The sequence below is a fragment of the Bradyrhizobium prioriisuperbiae genome (assembly GCF_032397745.1).
GTDB lineage: Bacteria > Pseudomonadota > Alphaproteobacteria > Rhizobiales > Xanthobacteraceae > Bradyrhizobium_A > Bradyrhizobium_A prioriisuperbiae.
Window position 1 is genome coordinate 6,938,920 of the sequence record NZ_CP135921.1, and the last position, 21,323, is coordinate 6,960,242.

Below are 21,323 nucleotides of genomic sequence, written 5' to 3' on the forward strand. Positions count from 1 at the left end.
GGCCGGCGGCACTGATTTGACGCAAAAGTCCCATGATGCAAAAGTCCCAATGACAAAAGAGCGACACCAGCTTGCCGACATGACGGCCGACGACAGTGACGGCCTGCTGAGCAACCTTCTTGCTGAAGAACGCGACTGGAGCTGGCACTCGCTGTGGCAGCTCGGATCATGGGCCGTGGGCGCGATCGGCGCCATCGTCATCGCGTTTTTCGCCGTACACACATCCAACGGGTTGCGTCGCGACCAGATCGCATCTGCCGATCTCACGCGGCAGTCGCAGCAGATCCAGTGGGTCGCCAAGGAAAGCCAGACCGAGACGCGGCGACTGTCATCAGCGATCGACACACTGAATGGTGATCGCGATCGACTCTTCACCCGCGTGACGGTGCTGGAACAGGGGCTGGACTCGGTCACCGGATCGGTCACACGACAGACCACGCCAGCATCGCTGGTGATGTCGTCAGTTGCGCAGCCGATCCGAGGGGTACCGCCGCCCATGATCGCGGGGGCGACAGCCACGCTGCCTCTGCCCTCCGAAGCCGCCCATGCTGCACCAAGCGCGCCGTCCGCTGCACAAGCGACTGCGGCACCGGATCTCAGGGAATCGGATCGCGAAGCGGTCAAGGACAGCGCGAAGGACTCGCTGCCGGCCTCGACGGTTTACGCGCCCCCTGATCCGGCCGCCCCCAAGCTGATCGAAGCCCATCCGATTACGCTGGTGCAGCCAGAAAAAGCGGCAGGCCCCCCTTTGGTGATTGCCGCGCTACCCGATAGCAGAGACACCGATACGGCGGGTGGTGCGGCGGAAATCGCCGTCCAGCGCACCGAGTTCGGTATCGATCTCGGCGGCGCCAATTCGATCGACGGACTGCGCGCACTCTGGCAGGGCATCGTCAAGTCGAAGGGGGAGCAGGTCGCGTCACTACGCCCGATTATCGTCGTCAAGGAGCGGCGTAACGGACTGGGCTTGCAATTGCGGCTGGTGGCAGGCCCGCTCAATAATGCCGCTGCGGCCGCCAGGATCTGCGCCGCCATGGCCGAGGGGAATCGCGCCTGCGAGGCGACCGTATTCGATGGTCAGCGGCTGGCGATCAGGGCGGCGGACGAAACGCCTGTTCCGACGCCACGTCCTGTCCGCAAGCGAAAAGTGCAGCATCTCCCGCGCGAGGAGGCTACCGTTGCGGCTCAGCCCGCGACACCAGCCGCCGATCCCCCGACGTCGACAACGGTTTCCGGCTTGTTCCGCAACCGCTGATCCAGTCCGGGCCTCCTCCACTCCCGGACCGGGTTGCCCGGTGGGTCGTTCCAAACCTATAGTCGGCGCATGAAAAAAGATCCGTTCCGCCTTTCCGCCCTGCAAGTGCAATGGCTCCTGGTCGTTGGCTTTCTCACTGTCGGCTACGCGCTGTACCTGCGCTATCTGGCGATCGAATATTCCCCGGTGGCGCTCGCCTGTGATGGCGGCCTGCAAACCATGCTGTGCAAGACCCGCCTGCTGATGACGGCCCTGTTTCGCAATTCGGTGTTCGGTATCACGGCGCTGGTGATCGCCGCGCTGCATCTGATCCGGCCGTCGATCGTAACGCTGACGGCGGGACTGGTGGTCGCGGGATTCGGGATCGTGCTCTACAATATCGTCCTGTCAGGGATCGCGATCGGCCTGCTTATTCTGGGGTTTGCACGGCCCGCGCCTGCCACAGCGTGAGGCCGAGCAGCAGGTAGGCGCCGCAGGTCCATAACGACTGCCAGTTGTCGATCCCCTCGTTGAAGACGATGTACAGCGTCGAGAGGCCGAGTGTCGCGGCGAAGATCGCCTCCGGCATCGGTCGCCGTCCCTCGCGCGGCCGGTTCAGCAGCATCAGGGCCAGGAACGGCACAACAACCATGGTCAGCGACGCGAACGGGAAATCGCGGTAGCGCGGGTCGAAGACAAAGCCGAGCGCGGTTTCGGCAGCGATCAGAACCGTCACGATCAGGATCACGCCGAGTGTCGCGCAGAGCACGGAATCAGTCCGGCCGCCACGCGGCCCGATGATCTCGAGGAACGTCGGCAGCGAGCGGCCCGACATCAGCGCGGTCGCCGTCAGCGTCGGCGCCAGGATGCCCGCGGCAAGCAGCAGTCCCCACTGGGTCCAGCCGCCGATCCCGAGGCTTTCATAGATCATCTTGTCCACCGCAAGCCCGAGCAGCGCTCCGGCCGTGGTCGCCGAGATCGCGACCGCGATCCAGGACGACAACCGTGGCTGCCAGGGACGCCGCCGGGATTTGAAGAAGGCCGCGCCAAAGACGACGACACACAGCACCAGCCCGCCGGCCATCTGCAGCTTCCAGAGCGGATAGTTGCTGATCGGCTGCCCCGCCGGATACTTCAGCGCGCGCTGATCCTCGTCGATTAATCCCCAGTAGCCGCCGACGGTGCCTTCGAGCCGCCGCTTCCAGGGCTGGTCGTAGGCCTCGATCAGATTGACCCGAAACCCTTCCCGCTTCGACAGATCGAGGATTTCCGACACCACGCGGGCCTGATTGGTGCGCGACGGCAACGCGCCTTCGCGCATCCGCCCCGTGCTCGGCCAGCCGGTTTCCCCGATCAGGATTTCCTTGTCGGGAAACGCTGCCGCCATCCGCTTGCGAATCTGGTCGACATGGGCCGCAGCGTATTTGGCGCGGATCGGGAAATCCTCCCAGTACGGCAGGATGTGAATGGTGACAAAGTCGACCGCGTCATAGACCTCGCGATGGCGCAGCCAGAATTCCCAGACGTCGGCATAGGTCACCGGGACCGACACCCCCACCTGCGCCTTGACCGAACGGATCAGCCCGGCAAGGTCGGAGGCGGTCATTTCGCCGCGGAGCAGAACTTCGTTCCCGACCACCACCGATGAGATCACCCCCGGGTTGGCCTTGACCAGGCTGACCGCGCTCTCGATCTGCAGCCGGTTCTTGACTTTGTTGGAGCCCAGCCAGATCCCCTGGATGACCTTCAGGCCGACCTTGGCCGCCAGTGCCGGGACCTGATCGACGCCGTTGTCGACCGAGTAGGTACGCACGCAGTCGGTGATCTTGGCCAGCTGGGCAAGGTCCTCGGCAATCTGGGCTGCGTCGATATGCAGCGCCAGGTTAAGCGGGTTCTGGGCACCGCGGAACGGCGCATAGGAGACGCATTGGAGCTTCGCGGCCGGGTCGATCGGCGCGCGCGCCAACGTCACCGGTGTGGCCAGCCACCACCAGACAGCAACGATCATGCCGAGGGAAATCAGGAGAAGCGCCAGCGGCGTACGAAATGAAATTGGTCCCCTCCTGCCGAGTTCTAGGGTCGATTAGCCCGTCATCGCACATCTGCCAAGCCCCGAACTGGTCGCGAGCCGGCGGGTCCCCAGCCAACTGGTCTACCGCATTCGCAGCAGAGTGACGACCAAAGCACCCGTCAAAGTTCGTCGGTGGGCGTCGTCTCGTGGGATCCGCCGCCGGCCTGAACGAACATTCATCTTCGCCGCCGTAAACTTCCGAGTTTGCTGGACAAAATCAAAAATGTCGGCCATGGGAATCCGAGGGCGCGGCGGAACAGCGATCCGCCGCATTGGGGGCCAATTTTCGCGGCATCACACGGGCGAACCATCATGGTGCAAACCAGGACATGGCGAACCCAGCGCGGGCCGTGCTGCATTCAAATTGTCGGGGACTTCATGCGTCTGCTGTCTGAGTTTCGTAACGCAGTGTTTCGTGCGATTGCCGTGCCAAGCGCGGCCTTGCTGATCGGCATCGGCGGCGCTATCGCCCAAAGCGGCGATCTGCGCGCCCAGGACCAGGCCCAGAAGCCCGCTGCCGCCAACCCCGCCGACGCGGCCAAGGACAGCCAGCGCAAGACCGACGAATTCGCCGAAGCCGCCCAGGCCATCAACGGCCCCGCCGGCAACCCGGAATGCGTATGGCTCGGCCGCCGCGTGGTCAGCCTGATGTGGCGCGACGACCTCGATACCGCGTTCCGACACCTCGATCTGTACGACCGCTTCGGCTGCCCGGGAGGTCACGTCCAGGCGACGTTCCGCTGTCTGACCCGCTTCGGCGGCTCCATCGATCCGAAGGTCTCCGAAACCCTGACCAGCCGCGTCCATGCCTGCTGGGTCAATCCGAACGCCCAGCCGCAGACGGCTGCAGCGGCGGCTCCGGCGCCCACGACGCCTCCGGCCGCGGCGGTTGCTCCGGCTGCAGCACCGCCGGCCGCGGCAGCAGCACCGGCGGCCCCCGCGAAATAATTCCCGCCGCCGCGGGAACGATCGGGACGTTGTCCGGTTGCGCAACAGCCGTCCAACAATCCCGTTCGCCGCGTGTCGCCCTGAAAATGACATGCCGTCATACGAGTTGTTAAACTGCGTGGCATAGTTAAGCTGCCGTTCATCGTCGCGTCGTTATTGAACGTCACTGGTTGAACGCCTGAGCGGGCCCTTCGAGCTGAAACTGGGGGACGGGTTCGCATCCTGAAAACCACAGTCCCGGTATTGGTTCAGTCGCGAATGCGCGCCGTCGTCGCCGTCCTGTTGTGTGTTACCGCCATCCACGCCGCACTCTGGGGCATCCTTCGCGATAAGAAGGACGCTCCCGACTTCAAGGGCATCCTGCCGAGCGTGTCCTATGCGCCGTTCGAGGGCGCCGGCCATCCCGACGTCGACAATGTTCCGACCGCCGAGAAGATTCGGGCGGATCTGAAGACTCTCTCGACGATGACCAAAGCGATCCGCCTCTATTCGTCCACCGGCGGCGTCGAACTGGTGCCGCCGATCGCCAACGAGTTCGGCCTCAAGGTCACGGTCGGCGCCTGGATCGACAAGAACGCCGACCGCAACGAGCGTGAGATCCGCGCCGCGGTCGATCTCGCCAAGCACAACAGCAACGTTAATGGCATCGTTGTCGGCAATGAAACCATCTATCGCGGCGAGCAGAAGGTCGAGGACCTGATCGAGCTGATCCAGCGGGTCAAGAAGCAGGTGACCGTTCCCGTCACCACCGGCGAGATCTGGAACATCTGGCGTGACAATCCGAGCCTCGCCTCGTCGGTCGACTTCATTGCCGCCCACGTGCTGCCCTATTGGGAGAACTTCACCGACAAGCAGGCGGTGGATCAGGCGATGTACATCTACGGCCTGCTGCGGGAGAACTTCCCCGGCAAGCGGGTGGTGATCGCCGAATTCGGCTGGCCCAGCGCCGGCTACAACCTGCGCAATTCCGTTCCCGGCCCGTTCGAGCAGGCTGTGACCCTGCGGAACTTCGTGACCCGCGCCGAAGCCATCGGCATGGACTACAATATCGTCGAAGCGATCGACCAGCCTTGGAAGTTTTTTGAAGGTGGCGTAGGCCCTTACTGGGGCATTCTGAATGCATCACGTGAACCGAAGTTCGCGTGGACCGGGCCCGTGGTCGACCCCGATTACTGGAAACTCGCGACCATCGCCCTGCTGGTCGGCATCTTGCTGTCGCTGCCGATCCTGCGGCTGTTCCGTCCCACCGCCATGCAGACCGCCGTACTCGCCGCCACCGCCAACGGCGTCGGCGCATGGGTCGCGACAGTGTTCGCCTACTGGAACGGCCATTACTTCGTGTTCGGATCGGCCTTCGCCCTCACCCTCGGCCTGATCCTGCTGGTGCCGCTGATCATCATCGCCATGGCGCGAATTGAAGAAATCGCCACCATCGCGTTCGGTCGCGCGCCCCGCCGCCTGATCACCAACGGCCTGCCCGCGCCCGCGGACGGCGTGTTCCCGAAAGTCTCGATCCACATCCCGGCCTATTTCGAGCCGCCGGAGATGTTGAAGCAGACCCTCGACGCGGTGGCCCGGCTGGACTACCCGAATTTCGAGTGCGTGGTGATCATCAACAACACACCGGATACGGCCTTCACCCAGCCGATCCAGGACCATTGCCGGATGCTGGGCGAGCGGTTCGTGTTCATCAATGCCGAGAAGGTGCAGGGCTTCAAGGCCGGCGCGCTGAAGATCGCGATGGCACGCACCGCGCCCGACGCCGAGATCATCGGCGTGATCGACGCCGACTATGTGGTGACGCCCGACTGGCTGAAGGACCTGGTGCCCGCCTTCGCCGACCCCCGCGTCGGCTTGGTGCAGGCGCCCCAGGATCATCGCGACGGCGGCCAGTCGCTGATGCATTACATCATGAATGGCGAGTACGCCGGCTTCTTCGACATCGGCATGGTCCAGCGCAACGAGCACGACGCCATCATCGTCCATGGCACCATGTGCCTGATCCGCCGCGCCGCCATGGATATGGCCGGCGGCTGGGCCGGCGACACCATTTGCGAGGACACTGATCTGGGTCTCGCCATTGTCGAGAACGGCTGGATCACCCATTACACCAACAAGCGCTACGGCTTCGGCCTGCTGCCGGACACCTATGAGGCGTTCCGCAAGCAGCGCCATCGCTGGGCCTATGGCGGCTTCCAGATCGTCAAGAAGCACTGGCGGCGCTTCCTGCCCGGCGCCAGCCGGCTGACGCGGGACCAGAGGCGCGAGTTCTCGCTGGGATGGCTGAACTGGCTTGGCGCCGAAAGCCTCGGCGTCGTGGTGGCGATCCTGAACCTGATCTGGGTGCCGATCGTCGCCTTCGCCGCGATCGCCATTCCCGACAAGATCCTGACCCTGCCGATCATCGTTTCCTTCGTGGTGTCGGCGCTGCATTTCCTCACGCTGTATCGGCTGCGGGTGAAAGTGAGGATCGGTCAGATGCTGGGCGCCATGATCGCGGCGATGTCGGTGCAATGGACGGTGTCGCGCGCGGTCGCCAACGGCCTGATCACCGAACATTTGCCGTTCGCCCGCACCTCAAAGGGTGGCCTGTCGCGGATGTCGGTGGAATTCCAGGCATTCTGGGAGGCCGTGATCGGCGTGCTGCTCTGGGTCGGCGCTGCGGTGCTCATCATCACCAATGCCTCAAAGCAGATCACGGAGATCTACATCTTCGCTGGCGTGCTGCTCCTGCAGAGCCTTCCGTTCCTCGCCGCGGTGGCCATCGCGACCCTGGAGAATTCGCGGATCAACAATTTCACATTCTGGCGCGAGACCGGCATCAGAACCGCGGAGCTGATCGGCCTGCGCCCGGTGTCGCTGCCGATCCCCGGCTCACTAAATCCGCCGCCTGCGATGGGATCGGAAATCCAAAGCGAGGTGCCGTGATAAAGCATTGATCCACAGGGCCCATTTCTGTTCGCCCTGTGCTATTGACCCGCATCGACCTGCCCCCTACACAGCGCGGCGAGTGAGCGCGTAGCTCAGGTGGTAGAGCACGTGACTTTTAATCATGGGGTCGAGGGTTCGAGTCCCTCCGCGCTCACCAAGTAAAAACAATAGCTTAGAGCGATCCGGCGTTACTCGGATTCCCGGAAAATCGTTCTCGAAGCCTGTAGATGCAGAAGGCGCCCTGGCCGCTGTCGGAATCAGATCCGGGTCCGCCGCGACAAACGAAGAAAGTAACGAGCCGTAACCGATGAGCGGATTCAAGGAAGCCAGTTTTGCCGATCGCCAGAAAGCGGCCCAGGCCGCCAGAAAGGCCATGCTGGAGAAATTTCAAGCCAAGCCAGCAGCCGACGATCCGGCAGTGCTGAAGCGGCAGGCTGAACGCGAGGCGCAGGCCGCCGAGCGCGCCAAGGCGAAAGCGGCCCGTGAGGCCGCGAAGGCTGAGCAGAAGGCCCGCGAAGCAGAAGCCGCTGCCGAGCTGGCAGCCCAGGCCGCTCGTGAAAAGGCCGAGGCGGAAGCCCGCCAAGCCGCGCTCGAGGCCGAGCAAAAGGCTGCGCGTGACGCGCGCTATGCCGCACGCAAGAAGAAGCGAAAATAACCTGATGGTCGGGAGGCCACGCCTCCCGGTGACGGATGCGATTTTATCGCTGCGGAGTCCCCCCGCAGAGGCCCAAAGCGGATTAGGCAGATCCGACGTCAGACGCGCCATCAACTAGGCAAGCCACTGATATTTATTGAATATTTACTGCCATGCGCGTTTGTCGAGAGCGACGCTGGCTCTTCCACGAAACCATTTCACAGGCGCGACGAAGTCGTCCTGAAACGAACCCCGCTTACTCCTGTTGTCAACAGAACGCCGGTACTGACGGCAGGAGACATCCGATGAACCACTCGATCCACTCCGCAGATCGCACGACCCACCTCAAGATCGTGATGGTCGCTCTGGTTGCTGGTATCGCGCTGGCGGGTTTTGGTTTGTCCAAGCGCTCGGACCTGAACACCGGCAACACGCAGACCGCTGGTATCGTCAAGGCTGGAAAGCTGGTGACGGTATCGAGTTCAGGTGCGTCGGTTATTCGGTAAGTGACGGCCAGAAGTTAAGCAGAGACAGGACCGCCCTTTGGCGGTCTTTTTATTTGGCGAGAGGGCGGGACTGAGTTCGAACCCGCCCTCCTACGCTAAAGCTTCGGAGGACATCCCGCTTCGCCCGAAGCAAGGACTGATCCTACGAAGCTCGAAGAGCGGGATGGCGGGGGAGCTACGATTCGAACGCAGGATCGCGGCTTTGGAATCCGCGGCTTTGGACCGGGCTCATTCTTGTTTTGACGCGTTTTCTTAACGCGAACCGGTACCCACGTCGCTCGAAAACGCTATGGGGCTACACCCCAATTGGTCCCGACTGCAGGTGCCGCCCCTGCTTTTCCCAAAGCGACTCGGCTTCGCCGAGTCGCAGAGGTCCACAACCGAGCGCCTTAGCTGATAGACGAAGTCGGAGAACTGCTTGCTGGCACGGACGTTCGGTTCGAACCGAAGTTTCCAGGGTGGAAGCCTGGTCGTACTCGGCCACGTTCAAAACAGCGCCATGTCGGGCGAATGCACAAACGCTTTCATGGCTTCCAGCTCTCGATGTCGTTTTTAGAGTGGTGATGTTTGAAATAGAGCTGAGACACATGTCCTTGGATCTCGCCGAGCATCTGCATGGCATCCTGGTGTTTGCCAAGTAATTTCTCAAAGCGGATGAGATTATGGTGGCCCTGCCGAGTGAGTTTGTTCGTCGTGGTATTCATCCCTCCAATCACTCCTTCAGCGTGTCGAGGTATTTCAATGACGTCCAGCTCATTAAATGCGATTGCGGTCAGATCAAATTCAGATTCCAGCATGCTCTCCAGTGAATCAATCGCCGCATGGAATTTATCCAGCTTTTCCAGCCCCAGACCCGCCATCGCACGCTTGGTCTCTTGGGCGGTGTCGCCAACCTGAAACAATGTTTTGGCCGCAGTTGATGCCCCTGGGAGAGGCACGACCTTGGCCGCGTATCCCAAAGATGTTTCAACGGTATCTTTTTTACTCACATCGATTGGCCGCTTGCCACTCATCAGCAACTTTGCTTGCCTGGTTTTACTGGATGCATCAAAAATAAACTGTTCGGGATTCATTTCAGAGGACTTCGGAATGACGTCCGATGCCCAACCAACTTTTTTCCCGCCTTTTTTCATAGCTTTGTCGATTCCCCAGGATGCGGCCGCGCTTGCACCCGAAACCACCACCTCTGATAAGGCATAGCCCGCCACTGTTCCTAACCCCGGGAGCAGCACGGAGCCCGCCACGGTCAACCCCACCTTGGTACCAACCTTGAGAGCCCCCGTAGTGACCTGATACGCCATATGCCCCGCCGCCTTTTTGCCGATATCACCGGATTCCTGCAGGTTGCCAAACTGCTCTTTCTTCGTCTTCAGCGCCGAAGTGACTTCTCTGATAAGCTCGTCGTAGCGTCGGATCTGATTCTCCAGCGCATCCCTAGCCTCCCGATTTCCACCCAGTCGATCCACATAACGGATGGGATTGCTGCCCACCATCTGATAAAGATTGAGCCCGTCCACCGCTCCGCCTGGATCTGGATTCAGCCAGCGTTGCAGCCAGGGCGCGTAGTAGCGGTAACCGTAGTAATACAAGCCCGTCGCATCGCGCTCCCTGCCGGAATACCGGATCGTTTTATAACTGGCCTCCAGCGTATTTCTTCCTGCCCATAAAGCCGTGCCGCCGTAGGGGTAGTATTCCTCCTGACTCAGCAGCGCCGCGTTTTCATCCAGCTCCAATGTTCCGGACCCCACACGATTACTGAACGTGAAACGGATCTGATCATTTTCGATATCTTCCGGTTTGCCGGTTTCCCAATGCAGCACACGCACGTTACCGGCACCAGCGTGCACATTAATGACATGCAGCAATCTCTCTCCGCTGGCGGTATCGCTGCGAATTTCCAGTCCCGGCAAGTAACGGACTTCCGCCGTGTGCGTTCGATTGGCCGCCCGTGTCGTGCTCACCTTGCGCAGCCGCATGCCGCGTGCGTCATAGACATAAGACTCGCTATCGTCTTCGCCGTCTTCACGCACCACCGGCCTGACTCTCATCAGTTGATTGCGGCTGTTCCAGAACAGACTCTGCCCCGGTTGCAATTGTTTGAGATTGCCATTGGCATCGAAACCGGCGGCGATATCCGGCTCACCTGGCAGTTGCCCGTCCCGCTCCGGCAACGCGCGGTTACTGTGCCGCGCGATGCCAAAACGCCGCGTGAAATTCTGCGCGCCGGCGTGACGCAACTCGATCAGATTGCCGCTGCCATCGTAGCGGTAGGTTTGCACGTAGTTGGAGAGTTGATCCGGATTGAGCGGTTGCAGCTCCGGCAGCGCCGGGCCGTGGCTGGCGTTATTGACTTCGCGCCCCGTCGCCTCGATCAGCTGGTACAGCGTGTCGTAGCGATACGTGCTGACCGGCTCGACACGCTGATTTTTAAAATATTGCACCGACTGCGCTTGATCCTCGCAGCGCAGCATATTGCCCACACGGTCGTACTCGTACAAACAATCCTGCAAGGCGTCGCCATTCGCGCGGCGCACGCTGCCACGGATCAACACGCCATCTTCGGGACGATATTCAGCGACGCTGATCACACCATTACCCGCCGTTTCACTTTCCACCTGACCGAAAGCGTTATAGCGAATATCGTCAAGCAACCGTTTCGGTGCCGCCTGCCCCCGTAATTGTAGAGAAACAGCCTTGAGCTGCCCCGCCACCGTGTGCGCGAATAGCTGCTGGTTGTCCTTGGCATCGATCTGCGCCAGCGTTTCGCCCAACGCGTTGTAGCGGTATTGCGTAGTGGCAGCGCTGTCCTCTTCCCACAATGCATCCCGTTCCGGGATCGCGTCCGGCCAGTCGGGTGTATCCATCGATGCAAGGAAGTAGAGGGATTCCCGCAACAGGCCGCCAGTCAGGCTGATGCGTTCGACAAATCGCGTACCCGCCGCATGATCGTGCCGTATCAGCTGTCCGCAAATATTGCGCGCCTGCGCTTCCGTGTCAGTGCCGGCGTAGGTAAAATACTCGACCGCACGCGCGGGAAATCCATCTCCCGTCTGTTCAAACACGGCGACCGGGCGCAATGCAGCATCGTATTGCTTATGCCGATGCATGCCTCGGCTATCCCAGCTTTCCAGGCCCAGCCCCGATGCACCGACCAGTGTCACGCTCCATCCCGAATCCACATTGCGCGTCAGCAGTGGCAAGCCGCTCAGGCTGAACACCACGGACTGGTTTACGGGTGTTGTATCATCCTCTTCTGCCAGCGCGAACAGACGCGCATCACGACTCGCGACCGGCAGCCCGGCGACATCGTGGATTTGCTGCGCCACGCGTTGTTCCACGGCGTCTCTCTGCTTCCGCCGATGAAACGCCACACCGCGCGCACTCAAACCGCGAGGATCGCTCACATTCAGCGTCGGCGTCCGGTAGTGCAGCGGATCGTCGGCGGCCATATCGTTCGCATCCTCGCTGACAACATGCCACGGCAAATACGTGGTGCGCCAGAGGGCTCCGCGCGCGCTCAGCACCGAAACACACCGGCCCAGCGCATCGTAAAACTGCTTGTCGCAATGGCCGAATTCGCGGAAAGCCTGATCGCGAATATAACGATGGCTGTTGGAAAAATAAGGTGGGTAGCTGCGCACCGGCAGACCCTTATGGTTGTATTCGACACGGCCGCTTATGCACCAGCGCGGATCGGCTTCGACGGAAACCGGCGCGCCTTCCTCCAGCTCCAGCGTATCGTCCACGCTCACACGATAAGCCAGCCCCGGCTCGACTTTCTGTTTGCTTTGCAGAATCCGGCCGAATCCATCCGACGACGACAATGCCATGCGAATCTGCCGTTCGGGATCGTCCGGATAACGATCCGCCCGCAACACCAAGTTATGCACGGGGTGGCGTGGTGTCGCCAGTAATTGTCTGGCGACGGCGGCGGATACCAGCGTTTGATCAGCCTGAGATAAGCGAGCCCGCGCCACACCACGCAAATGACCATCCGGCAAAACGAGCCGTTTAGCGATCCAATCGTTATCTCGCGCCGTTTTCTGCAAACGGCTGTCGATTTTTCCCATCCAGCTGAACGGATCGGTGAAACACGCCGTGGCCGCGCCTTGCAAAGCCGTCTCCGGATCGTTCAAAGCCGCCTCCGGCTCGGTAATTTCCCGTCGGTAGTCATCGATGGGGGCAAACCCCACGGTCTCCTCACCCTCGGTGCCGTAGAAGCTGGCGGCGAGCAAACATCCGAAGCCATCGCACAAGACTTCCGCGCGGTTGTTGTTCGGATCGGTGATGCGCAATGGTTGCAGAGTCCGATAGTCATACAGCGCTTCAGTAACGCAGCCCACGGCGTCCGTCACCTGACTCACCGCGCACCAGTGCGCATCGAATTGAATCCGTGTTTCGCCCGCGGCGGCGTTTTCCTTGTACTGGACCACACGATAAAAACCGTCGAGATCGCTGTAGGTCGCGAAGCCCCGGCGAACGGACCACAACACCTTGTTGGCCGGATCAGAGCCGGAAGACAAAATCTCCTCCATGAGGTGAAAACCCGCTTCGCTCAAGCGTGCTTCCAGTTCCGCCTCGCTCAAGACATCGTCGTAAGCGGCCAGCGCCTTGTCGTCGAGTTCGGCCAGCTCCGTATAGTGGGTCAAGGCTTCAAAGGTCGCTTCGCCATCGCCGCACAACTGATAACGCACCACACTCTGTCCCGTGAGTACGCGCGGATGGGCATCGAGCGGCGATGACGAGCCGGCAAACGATTCATAGGAAATTTCGTCGGGTGCCAGCGCGTCGGCGGGAATGACCAGCGCGTTGCTGCGAGCCTGCCAGGGTAAATGCAGACGCCAGCCCTGCGGATCCTCCAGATGAATGGCCCGCTGTAAACTCTCCGCAATGTAGTAATGCGCCTGCGACGCATCGTGCGAAGCTGCCCAGCAAGACGTGGCGTAATCATCGTCGGGAAACGGCGTGGCGCCGTCACGACGCGCGTAACTCACCTGCGCGCTTTGGGTGGGTACCCCATAACGGTCCCAACGCAGATTAACGCTGTGCTGACACTTCGGATCGGTGAGTGTACTTTCGTAGGTGTAATGAACCGCCTCGACGGGCAGCATCTGCATCACCGAATACCGATCGTGCGTACGACGCGCCCGCAGACGGCGCACCAGAAAACGCGCCTCGATCGTCGCGTAGGGCGTGGTCTGATCGGCGCCGAACAGTTCTGACCTCAATACCGAACCGCACAACGCGTAAGCCGCGTCATGCAGAGTGTCCGTATCCCATTGTGTTTCCTGACCGAATTCATCGGTTTCGCTGGTACTGTCGAAATTCGAATACAGCACGTCGCCCAGCGCATTCGCCTCGGGATCGCTGGTATCGAAGCCTTCGCGCCAGCGGTAGTCGGTGGCTCCCGTATGGAACCAGGTTTTGGTCAGCAGCGGCGTTACGAAATCCTCATCCGCTGACGCGGCCGCTGTCGCCGCGTCGGTATCGCGCTGCAGCAGCAGACCGAAACCGCGAAACTCGCGTGCACGACCATCGTAATAACCGTTGCGATAACTGAACGTCTGCGTGAAAGTTCTTTCCGCGATCTGATCATGCTGGCTTTGCTCCGCGACCACGTGCACCGGAAACGGCAGTTGGGATACAACGGCAGGCTGTCCGCCCTCGATGCGCTCCCGCTTTTCATCCAGCCACTCCTGCGCCGAACTGCGATAACGAACACGCCCCTCCGCGCCCATGTTGTTGTCGGATTTATGCAGCAAATACGGTTTGCCGCCCGTGGAAAAATCACAGTGCCAATGTTGCGGCGTCATATGCGGCGCGGTGAAAACGAGACTGGAACATCCCAGCCCCTGCAAATCCGCCGTGCTGACCCGGCAGAGCCGGTCATAACGCACACCCTCGGGCCAGGGCAGCTCGAACGGATCCGCAAAGCCGTGCCCGCTCTGATTCATGAAAATAAGCGCGTGTTCGCTGTTCAGATAAATGAGATCGACCGCGCCGGAGCCATCCAGATCGGCAAGCAATACGCGTGACGCATCGAACTTTTCATAGCTGAAAGGCAAGGTCGCCAGCGTAAACCTCGCGCCGAACGCTCCGTTGCCCAGATTCGGCCAGCAACTCACTTCGTTATGGCGGATGCGGATCAAATGCTGCTGGCCGCTGCCGAGCGGATCGCTGAAGGCCACCAGTTCGGTCCGGCTGTTGTTCGGTACCGGCAGATTGTCGTCGGTGGAATTGCGCGGCACATCGATCGGCGCGGCGAAACCCGATTCGCGCCGATTCGCATAAAGCCGCACGCTGCGGGTGCCGATCAACGCCAGATCGGCCAGACCATCGCCCACCAGATCGGCCAATTGCCCGTATGGTGAAAAAAACTCGGTTGGAAAGGCGGCGAAGGGCGCGAACTCCGACCAGGAGCGATCGGGATGCAAGGTGAAAAATCCCGCCAAACCCGGCTGCGCCACGATCCAGTCGAGGCGTCCATCGCCGGTCAAATCCATCAGCGCTTGCGCAGCGGGGGCGCCGGCATTGGCCACTGGAATCTGCGGCAAAAGCCGCCACTCGCCATAAGCAATGTCGTCAGCGCCGGTTTGCGCGCGTATCGGCTCGCGGTACATCCAGCCGCGCTCGGACTGATACAACACCCCGGGCACACCTTCGCCGAATAGATCGACCAGCTGATAGCGGCCATCGTTCAGCCCCGGCATTGCATCGAAGGGCTTAAACTGCGCCTGTGCCGACACGGGCAAGGCCGTGTAGTCAAACTCCAGCGGCGGCAAATACGCTATCTCGCCATCGGAGCCATAGGCCATCCGATGCGCCGCCACCAGATGCGACACCACGGGACTTTGCTCATACTCCAACAGCAGGCGCTGCACCAGTACAGGTTCACTGCCCAGCTCGGGAAAACGGTGAAACATCAAAACTTGATGGCACAGACGCAGCGTGCGAATTTCAAAACCCGTATCGAAGCGCGAAAAAGGATCTTGCCGCACTGGCCAATCCCGCGAGGCGGCATACGTGGGCGTTGCCGTCAAATCGATATCGCGCTCGCCATAATCGAAGATCAGCTCGAAATGCCACTGCTGAGAATCGACCTGCTCGGATTGCAGTAAAAACGGCACCTGATCCGCCTTGCGATTGCCGTAACGCACACAGCGCAGATAGGCATAGTGCGAAACATCGCGCGCACGCCAGGGAACCGGCACGTTGCGATCATCTTCGCCAACATACTCATACAGAATGTGTTCGCCGTGCGCGGTCACCGACTCGTCGATGGACCATTCCGCGGTACGCGTGCCCTCCGGCACCACCTGCTCCGTGCGCGAACGCCGGCCATACACCTGCACATCGCCATCCACCGCATGAATCAACCAGAACCAGCGCGCACCGTCGCGCCAGCATTCGATCAGATCACCCCTGCCTTCCAGCCGGGGAAAATAACGCACCACCTGATAGGTTTTATCGAGCTGCACGCCGCGATAGGTGCTAACCGCGCGCGCGATCGTCTCGCCATGCTCATCCAGCTCCGGCAACAGCGCTTCACCACCCGGACCGACGATTTCATCGTTATCCCGATACACGGGAACGCCTTTGCTGGTGCGGCGCGCAATCATCGGCACCGGTACTGACCAGCCCTGCCCATATTCACTTTTACCGGCGCCACTTTGATAAACGAGACCCAGGGCCGGCGCAAAACCCCGGCCGGCACTGATCGGCAGATCGATATCGAGTGACGCTGTGCCGCGTGGCCCCACCGCGCCCCAACCCTTGCCGATACTTTTGATGGCACCTCCGCCGCTGGGTAGAGAAGGAGGAGCCATCGACAGGCCTTGCGCTTCGTTGTCCATAACGCACCCTTTTCAAATTGGGGTGTTCTTTGAAATCCGGAAAACTGTGATTTGTGGCTGACACGATGCCCGTTGCGAACGCATTTTGTGAGAGCGCGTCGAAAAACGACTGGCTCGCTGTGTTTGTCGAAGCCGCGCTTGGAGAGCCATAAAGGGAAAAGTCCGCATAAAAAACAGCCGCGTTACGAAGGATCACCCAGCAGCCCACTCACACCTTTCTTGAACTCATCGCCACCATAACGCGCGGTGTAACGCACATGCACGATCACATCGTTGAGGCTGGCGAGCATGGCCTGCTGCGCCTCGTCGAAAACGCGCGGGAATTCCAGCTCCCAGGAGGACACCGCGCCGGTGTATTCGAACGGCAGAAAACGCTCGTCGGAGAAATTCAGCACGAACATGCCGTTGTCGTCGATACCGGTGGACAGCGCGATTTGCTGCCCCGGCCTGAGACTGAGCTTGACCTGCTCGGTGGGTGTCGCGTCCGGGGTCATCATTGATTCCACCGCTTCGAGACTGGGACCGATGATCAGGTAACTGGAAGTTTGCGTCAGCATCGCACGCACATCCTGATACGGCCCGACCAGCGCCGGCAGAGAAATGCTCATCGATTTGATCCGGCGCAGGTAGTGGCCGGGATAATCCTCGTTGAACAGACGTTCATTCAGCGAAAAAATAATCTTGCCGTCCTTGCCGTTATCCGCGGATTTACCGCGCCGGCGCATGGCGCTGGTTTTCTGGAGATTGTCCAGCACCGTCTGCCACTCGGTTTCGCCCAGCAGGCGTTTCAGCGAAACCGTTTTGGTGATCTCCAGTTCGCGTTCCGAGTTGGCGATATAAGCCGCTTCCATTTTCATCAGATTCAGCTTGAGGTTTTCGCCCACCAGCATGCCGCGCCAGGTGTCGTTCCAACCGCCGGGCTGCACGAAGCGGCTGGCGTAATCGCCCGTTTCATACTGCCAGGCCGCATCCGCAGAGAGACACAGGCTGAGCACACAGTCATAGGCCTGGAAATACAGCGCGGACATCTGACTCAACATCCACTGATACAGGGACACGCCGGCAAAACGTGAGGTGAGAAACGTCAGCATCGCCTTTTGTCGAATTTGCTCCTGTTCCACCTGCACGCGATTTTGCTTCGCGCTTTGCTCCGCCAATTGCAAATCGATCATTTGCTCATCCAGCTGCGCCAGTTCCAGCGTGGCCAGATTGCGCTGCAACTCCCACTCCTGCCGGCGCCGCCGGTAATCCTCAGTGACCAGCGACGAGCTCGCGGAAATTTCCGCGACTTGGCCCAGGGTGGTCAAGGTGATGCCGATACCAGCGGGAATGCCGCCCCAATCGCTGCCGCCGGCTCCACCGGACGCCTCCGCACCACACGCCATGCCGCCGATGGCGCCCGCGCCAAAGGCATAAGCGTTGGGCACCATACGCAGCGCGGGCGCGAGCGCGCTGCTGACCGAGCCCGCGGTTTGCAGCACTTTCGCCTCCGTCAGCAGGCTTTGCGCCGCGTTTTCCGTGGCCGAGATATTCTCGTTGTACAACCTCGTGTAATGCTGCTGACGCTCGACAATCAACTCGCGACTTTTTTTCAGCACCTCGATGCTGTGCCTGGCCGCTTCGATATTGAGATCGTGCGCTTTCAGAATAAAGTCGGACATTTCCCACAGCTGGGTCTGCTGCAGCTCCGTTTGTTCGGCCTGCTCCTTGCGCTCGATATAACTCAGCACGCTGCTGCCGAATTGAATCAAGGTATCCACGCCACGATTGGCCAGACTCAACACCACGGCGAAACGCACCGGGGGCACCGCCGTGACACCGCCGCCCCCGGCCGCCCTGCCGCCGGCGCCGGATTGGTTGCGACTCGCCAACAAAGCCTTCGGGTCCATGGGCGGCGCGAACAATGGCAGCACCATCGGTTTGCCGTCGATGGTCAGGCTATGACGCAGGTTGTACAGGCGTGTGGCGACTCGGCCCCAGGATTCGGTCAGCGCCTCGTTCAAGGCCGGGCGGAAATGCGGATTCGGTTCGCGCGGAATGACGGTGCGCTGCCCCGCCACGCCATGACGCTGATTGAAAACCCGACTGTTGGACCGGCCCCGGTAATGGGAGTGAACTTCACTGCTTCTGGCGCGCATGCGCGCGGAGGTTTCATGGGGAATCCGCGCCGGTGTGGACAGCGGCACGCTGACGATAGACTGCCCGAGTTGCTCAGACCAACTGCGTAACTCGCTGTTCGTTGCCGAAGCCAGATCGGACAGTGCAATCGGCGTCCAGTCGCTGACTTGCGTGGTTTCCGGCGTTGGACCCAGCGCATCGGAGGCGCGGATATACCACTGGCGGGCTTCGTTGACACTGTCCGGCGTCAGCTGCCGATAGGCCAGGTCGCCGCGATCGATCATATTGCGCACGAACAGCAGAAAAATCGCCTTGCGATAATGAATTGGATACGCCGCCGCGACAGTATCCGGATCATCCGCCGCCAGAACCAGATCGACCAGACGGCCTTCGCTGGCGGCAACCCCCTCAGCCGCGCCTTCTTCGGTGTCCGCCAACAGTGGACGCACATTCCAAAATGGCGGCTTGGTGCCTTTTCTGTCTTTTTGAGCGGGGTCGAAAACAAACTTCAGCCAACGTTCCGAAGCGGCGTGGTTCTGTTCCAGATTCAGGCGATAGCTGGCCAGAAACGGGAGATGGAAAAACAATTCCCAGAAATACAGGCCGTTGGCACCGTTGAAATCCATTTTTCCGATGGCGGTTTCCGAACCCATCGGCGGCTCGGGCAATTCCTGCACGCTCCATTGCAGCAAATGCTCCAGGCCTTGATTGCCTTTGTTGATCAGTGCCGGCACGAACAGCGTGTTCATGCGAATAGGTTTGCGGTCAGCGGTGTCGAATTTTTCGATCTGCGACCCGATGAACTCCAGGTATTCCGCGGTTCCGATGTTGGAATCGGGTTTACTGGCGACATGGGGAGGAATGCCGTAGTTTCCGCCGAGATTCTTGATTTTTACTCCACCAGGTTTCACCGTGATGCGTTTTGCAGCGCTGCCCTCCTGCACGTCATCATTACGGTAAACTCTCAACTCTACGACGTAATACGATTCGAGCAGCTCATCAGAAAGATTTTTCCTCATGGGAAGGGAGTTTTCAAAGGTAACAATGTCGGCAGGTAGTTTTACTTCATCGCTATACAGCGTTTGGCCATTGGCTTCGTTCCTTATGGAAACTTGCGCATATTTAGAAATCTCGGGGAAGCTCGTCGGTGGATTTCCAAGCCACCCCGTTGTCGTCACTCTTGGTGACGAGGAAAAGAACCCAAAATCATTCATCTCTCCTTGCGAAGACTTTAAATAACCGTCGATATCGCCACGCACAGTTTTTCCCGGTTCGATGCTCTTGATGAACTGAGAGCCGTCCCTGTTCACCAACATCGCACTTTCCCAGGTCGCCTCAACGTAAAAGCTTATTTCCCCACGCATTACCGAGGTGTATTTATTCTGAAACATATAACTACCAGCCACTGACAATTTGTTGCCCGCCACTTGCAAAATCACCAGTTCCACCTCCACGGAGCACATGGAACTTTCTAGTTTCAATGAAGCCGTGCGCAACCTAAGCACTTCCAACCCGCCCAAGGCTACACGTGTGCGCATTTTGACTTTGCCGTCGACGCCGATATCACTGACCTCGGTAATAATCTGATCGCGAACATTCTGATAATTTTCGCTCCCGTGGGCCTTCTCGCTAGATTCCCCTTCCGTATGCTCATACAAACTGGTCTGCGCCACCAACTGTTTGCGCTCAGGATGTTCGAATTTTCCACTGCCCACCAAAGTAAAGTGATAAACCGCGCGAATATATTTTTCCCTCAACCCCATATTGGCGTCGGTGGTTTCGGCCTTCATGCTGTCGGCTTCCGTGGGAAAAAGACGCTCAACCGCGAAGTTCTGATCGATCTCGACATTACGCATGAAGGCACAGCTGTTTTTGGTGCCTGGGCTTAACTGTCCCTCTCCCGAACCCGCTCTGAACCCGCTATACATGCCGATAATCAATCGCTCAGGAACAGTGCTCACATCATAAAACGCAATCGTATGCAGCGGCCCCGGCAACGCATTCCGATCCACCGGCAGCCAATGTTCCGCATAGGTAAACGGCGTACTCCACGTACCGTCATAACGACGGTAAATCATCTTCAGCGATAACAGTGTCTCGCCGAGCCGCCCATACTCAACCTCGGAAGGAAAGTCTGTCTGTGGCGGCACCTTCAGTGAATCCTGCGTGTCTTCAGTCACCTCCAACTGCTCCGCCCACACCACATACAGACGGTTGTTGAAGAACACCGGGCGAATACTGTCCTCCTCCACCCGCGCGCCGTCGACCACCGGCAGCTCCACTTCCTCCCAATCGCTCCAGGCGCCGGGTGCCAGCGTTTGCGAACCATCGGCATGGCGCCGCATATCCACCGAACGCCAGTAATACTGGCTCATTTCCGTGCGCGGCTTGCCGATGAAATACCACACGCACTCGCCCATATCGTGGCTGGTGATATAGCCGTTGATGATCTTGAGATTGGCCACGCTTTCGAAACGCGACAGATAATTGAGCACCGCGTCGCCCACGGTGTCCGCGTTGATCTTGGTTTGATTAATGGTCTGCTCCAGCTCGCGGAAGTAGCCGGACTTGCCCCAGCGCAGGGTCGGGTCGATATAGGCCTCAGGGTAGGATTCCAGCATCTTGTTCGCCGCCCACAGCGGATACCGGTAATTCATTTCATCCCAGTCCTGCAGCTGTTGCGGCTGAATGGGAATGTTGTAACCGGGCTCGACGCCCATGATGATGCCGTTGATGTACTGCTGCAGGCTGCTGACCGCCTGCGCGCCCCGACTGGTTTCCACCGCCGGCTCCACCAGCGGGTCGATCAGGAAAAACGCGTACAAATCCTCGGGTGTTTTCAGCTGCCCGGTGAGCCCAAGCTCGGCGAGGGTCGGGTCATTGGTCACGACCTCGTCGAGATACATCGCCAGACAGGCATCGCGAAGCGTCGTGTTCAGAGTGTCCTGGATGGATGCGGTCATCGCCTCTGCTCCTTGCGAAAACGATCACGGAGAACGACCCGAGAGTCGTTCGCGAAAAATTGAAG

The 21,323-nt window shown here is 60.1% G+C and carries 9 protein-coding genes and 1 tRNA gene; 7 read left to right on the top strand and 3 right to left on the bottom strand.

From position 1 onward, the window contains the following. The first annotated feature begins 49 nt into the window (after positions 1-49). Together RS897_RS32645 and RS897_RS32650 are read left to right on the top strand one after the other, a co-directional pair. Positions 50-1,255, top strand: coding sequence for a hypothetical protein (locus tag RS897_RS32645; protein ID WP_315832798.1), 1,206 nt, complete (start codon positions 50-52; stop codon positions 1,253-1,255). Between the two features lie 69 nt (positions 1,256-1,324). Next, positions 1,325-1,705 (top strand): hypothetical protein, encoded by a 381-nt coding sequence (locus tag RS897_RS32650; RefSeq protein WP_315832799.1) that lies wholly within the window; start codon positions 1,325-1,327, stop codon positions 1,703-1,705. On the opposite strand, the gene RS897_RS32655 is transcribed toward RS897_RS32650, so the two are convergent. Next, entirely contained in the window at positions 1,665-3,242 is a 1,578-nt protein-coding gene (locus RS897_RS32655; protein WP_315832800.1) for a glycoside hydrolase family 17 protein, read from the bottom strand. The genes RS897_RS32650 and RS897_RS32655 overlap by 41 nt on opposite strands. Positions 3,243-3,683: 441 nt before the next feature. Here RS897_RS32655 and RS897_RS32660 point away from each other — a divergent pair, with 441 nt between their 5' ends. The 5 genes from RS897_RS32660 to RS897_RS32680 all read left to right on the top strand — a co-directional run bounded on the left by RS897_RS32660 (position 3,684) and on the right by RS897_RS32680 (position 8,324). Beyond that, positions 3,684-4,253: a beta-1-3, beta-1-6-glucan biosynthesis protein gene (locus RS897_RS32660; RefSeq protein ID WP_315832801.1), complete on the top strand. Its 570-nt coding sequence runs from the start codon at positions 3,684-3,686 to the stop codon at positions 4,251-4,253. A gap of 258 nt (positions 4,254-4,511) precedes the next feature. Next, a complete protein-coding gene (locus RS897_RS32665; RefSeq protein ID WP_315832802.1) occupies positions 4,512-7,181 on the top strand; it encodes a glycosyltransferase in 2,670 nt (889 codons plus the stop codon). A gap of 84 nt (positions 7,182-7,265) precedes the next feature. Continuing rightward, a tRNA-Lys gene (locus RS897_RS32670) sits at positions 7,266-7,341 on the top strand. 150 nt (positions 7,342-7,491) lie between these two features. After that, positions 7,492-7,839 (top strand): DUF6481 family protein, encoded by a 348-nt coding sequence (locus RS897_RS32675; protein ID WP_315832803.1) that lies wholly within the window; start codon positions 7,492-7,494, stop codon positions 7,837-7,839. 284 nt (positions 7,840-8,123) lie between these two features. Then, the gene (locus tag RS897_RS32680) at positions 8,124-8,324 is read left to right on the top strand and encodes a hypothetical protein (protein ID WP_315832804.1); all 201 of its coding nucleotides are present in this window, start codon (positions 8,124-8,126) and stop codon (positions 8,322-8,324) included. A gap of 524 nt (positions 8,325-8,848) precedes the next feature. Here RS897_RS32680 and RS897_RS32685 read toward each other — a convergent pair. Both RS897_RS32685 and RS897_RS32690 read right to left on the bottom strand, forming a co-directional pair. Then, positions 8,849-16,177: a SpvB/TcaC N-terminal domain-containing protein gene (locus tag RS897_RS32685; RefSeq protein ID WP_315832805.1), complete on the bottom strand. Its 7,329-nt coding sequence runs from the start codon at positions 16,175-16,177 to the stop codon at positions 8,849-8,851. A gap of 182 nt (positions 16,178-16,359) precedes the next feature. Next, positions 16,360-21,258: a Tc toxin subunit A-related protein gene (locus tag RS897_RS32690; protein WP_315832806.1), complete on the bottom strand. Its 4,899-nt coding sequence runs from the start codon at positions 21,256-21,258 to the stop codon at positions 16,360-16,362. Positions 21,259-21,323 lie beyond the last annotated feature (65 nt).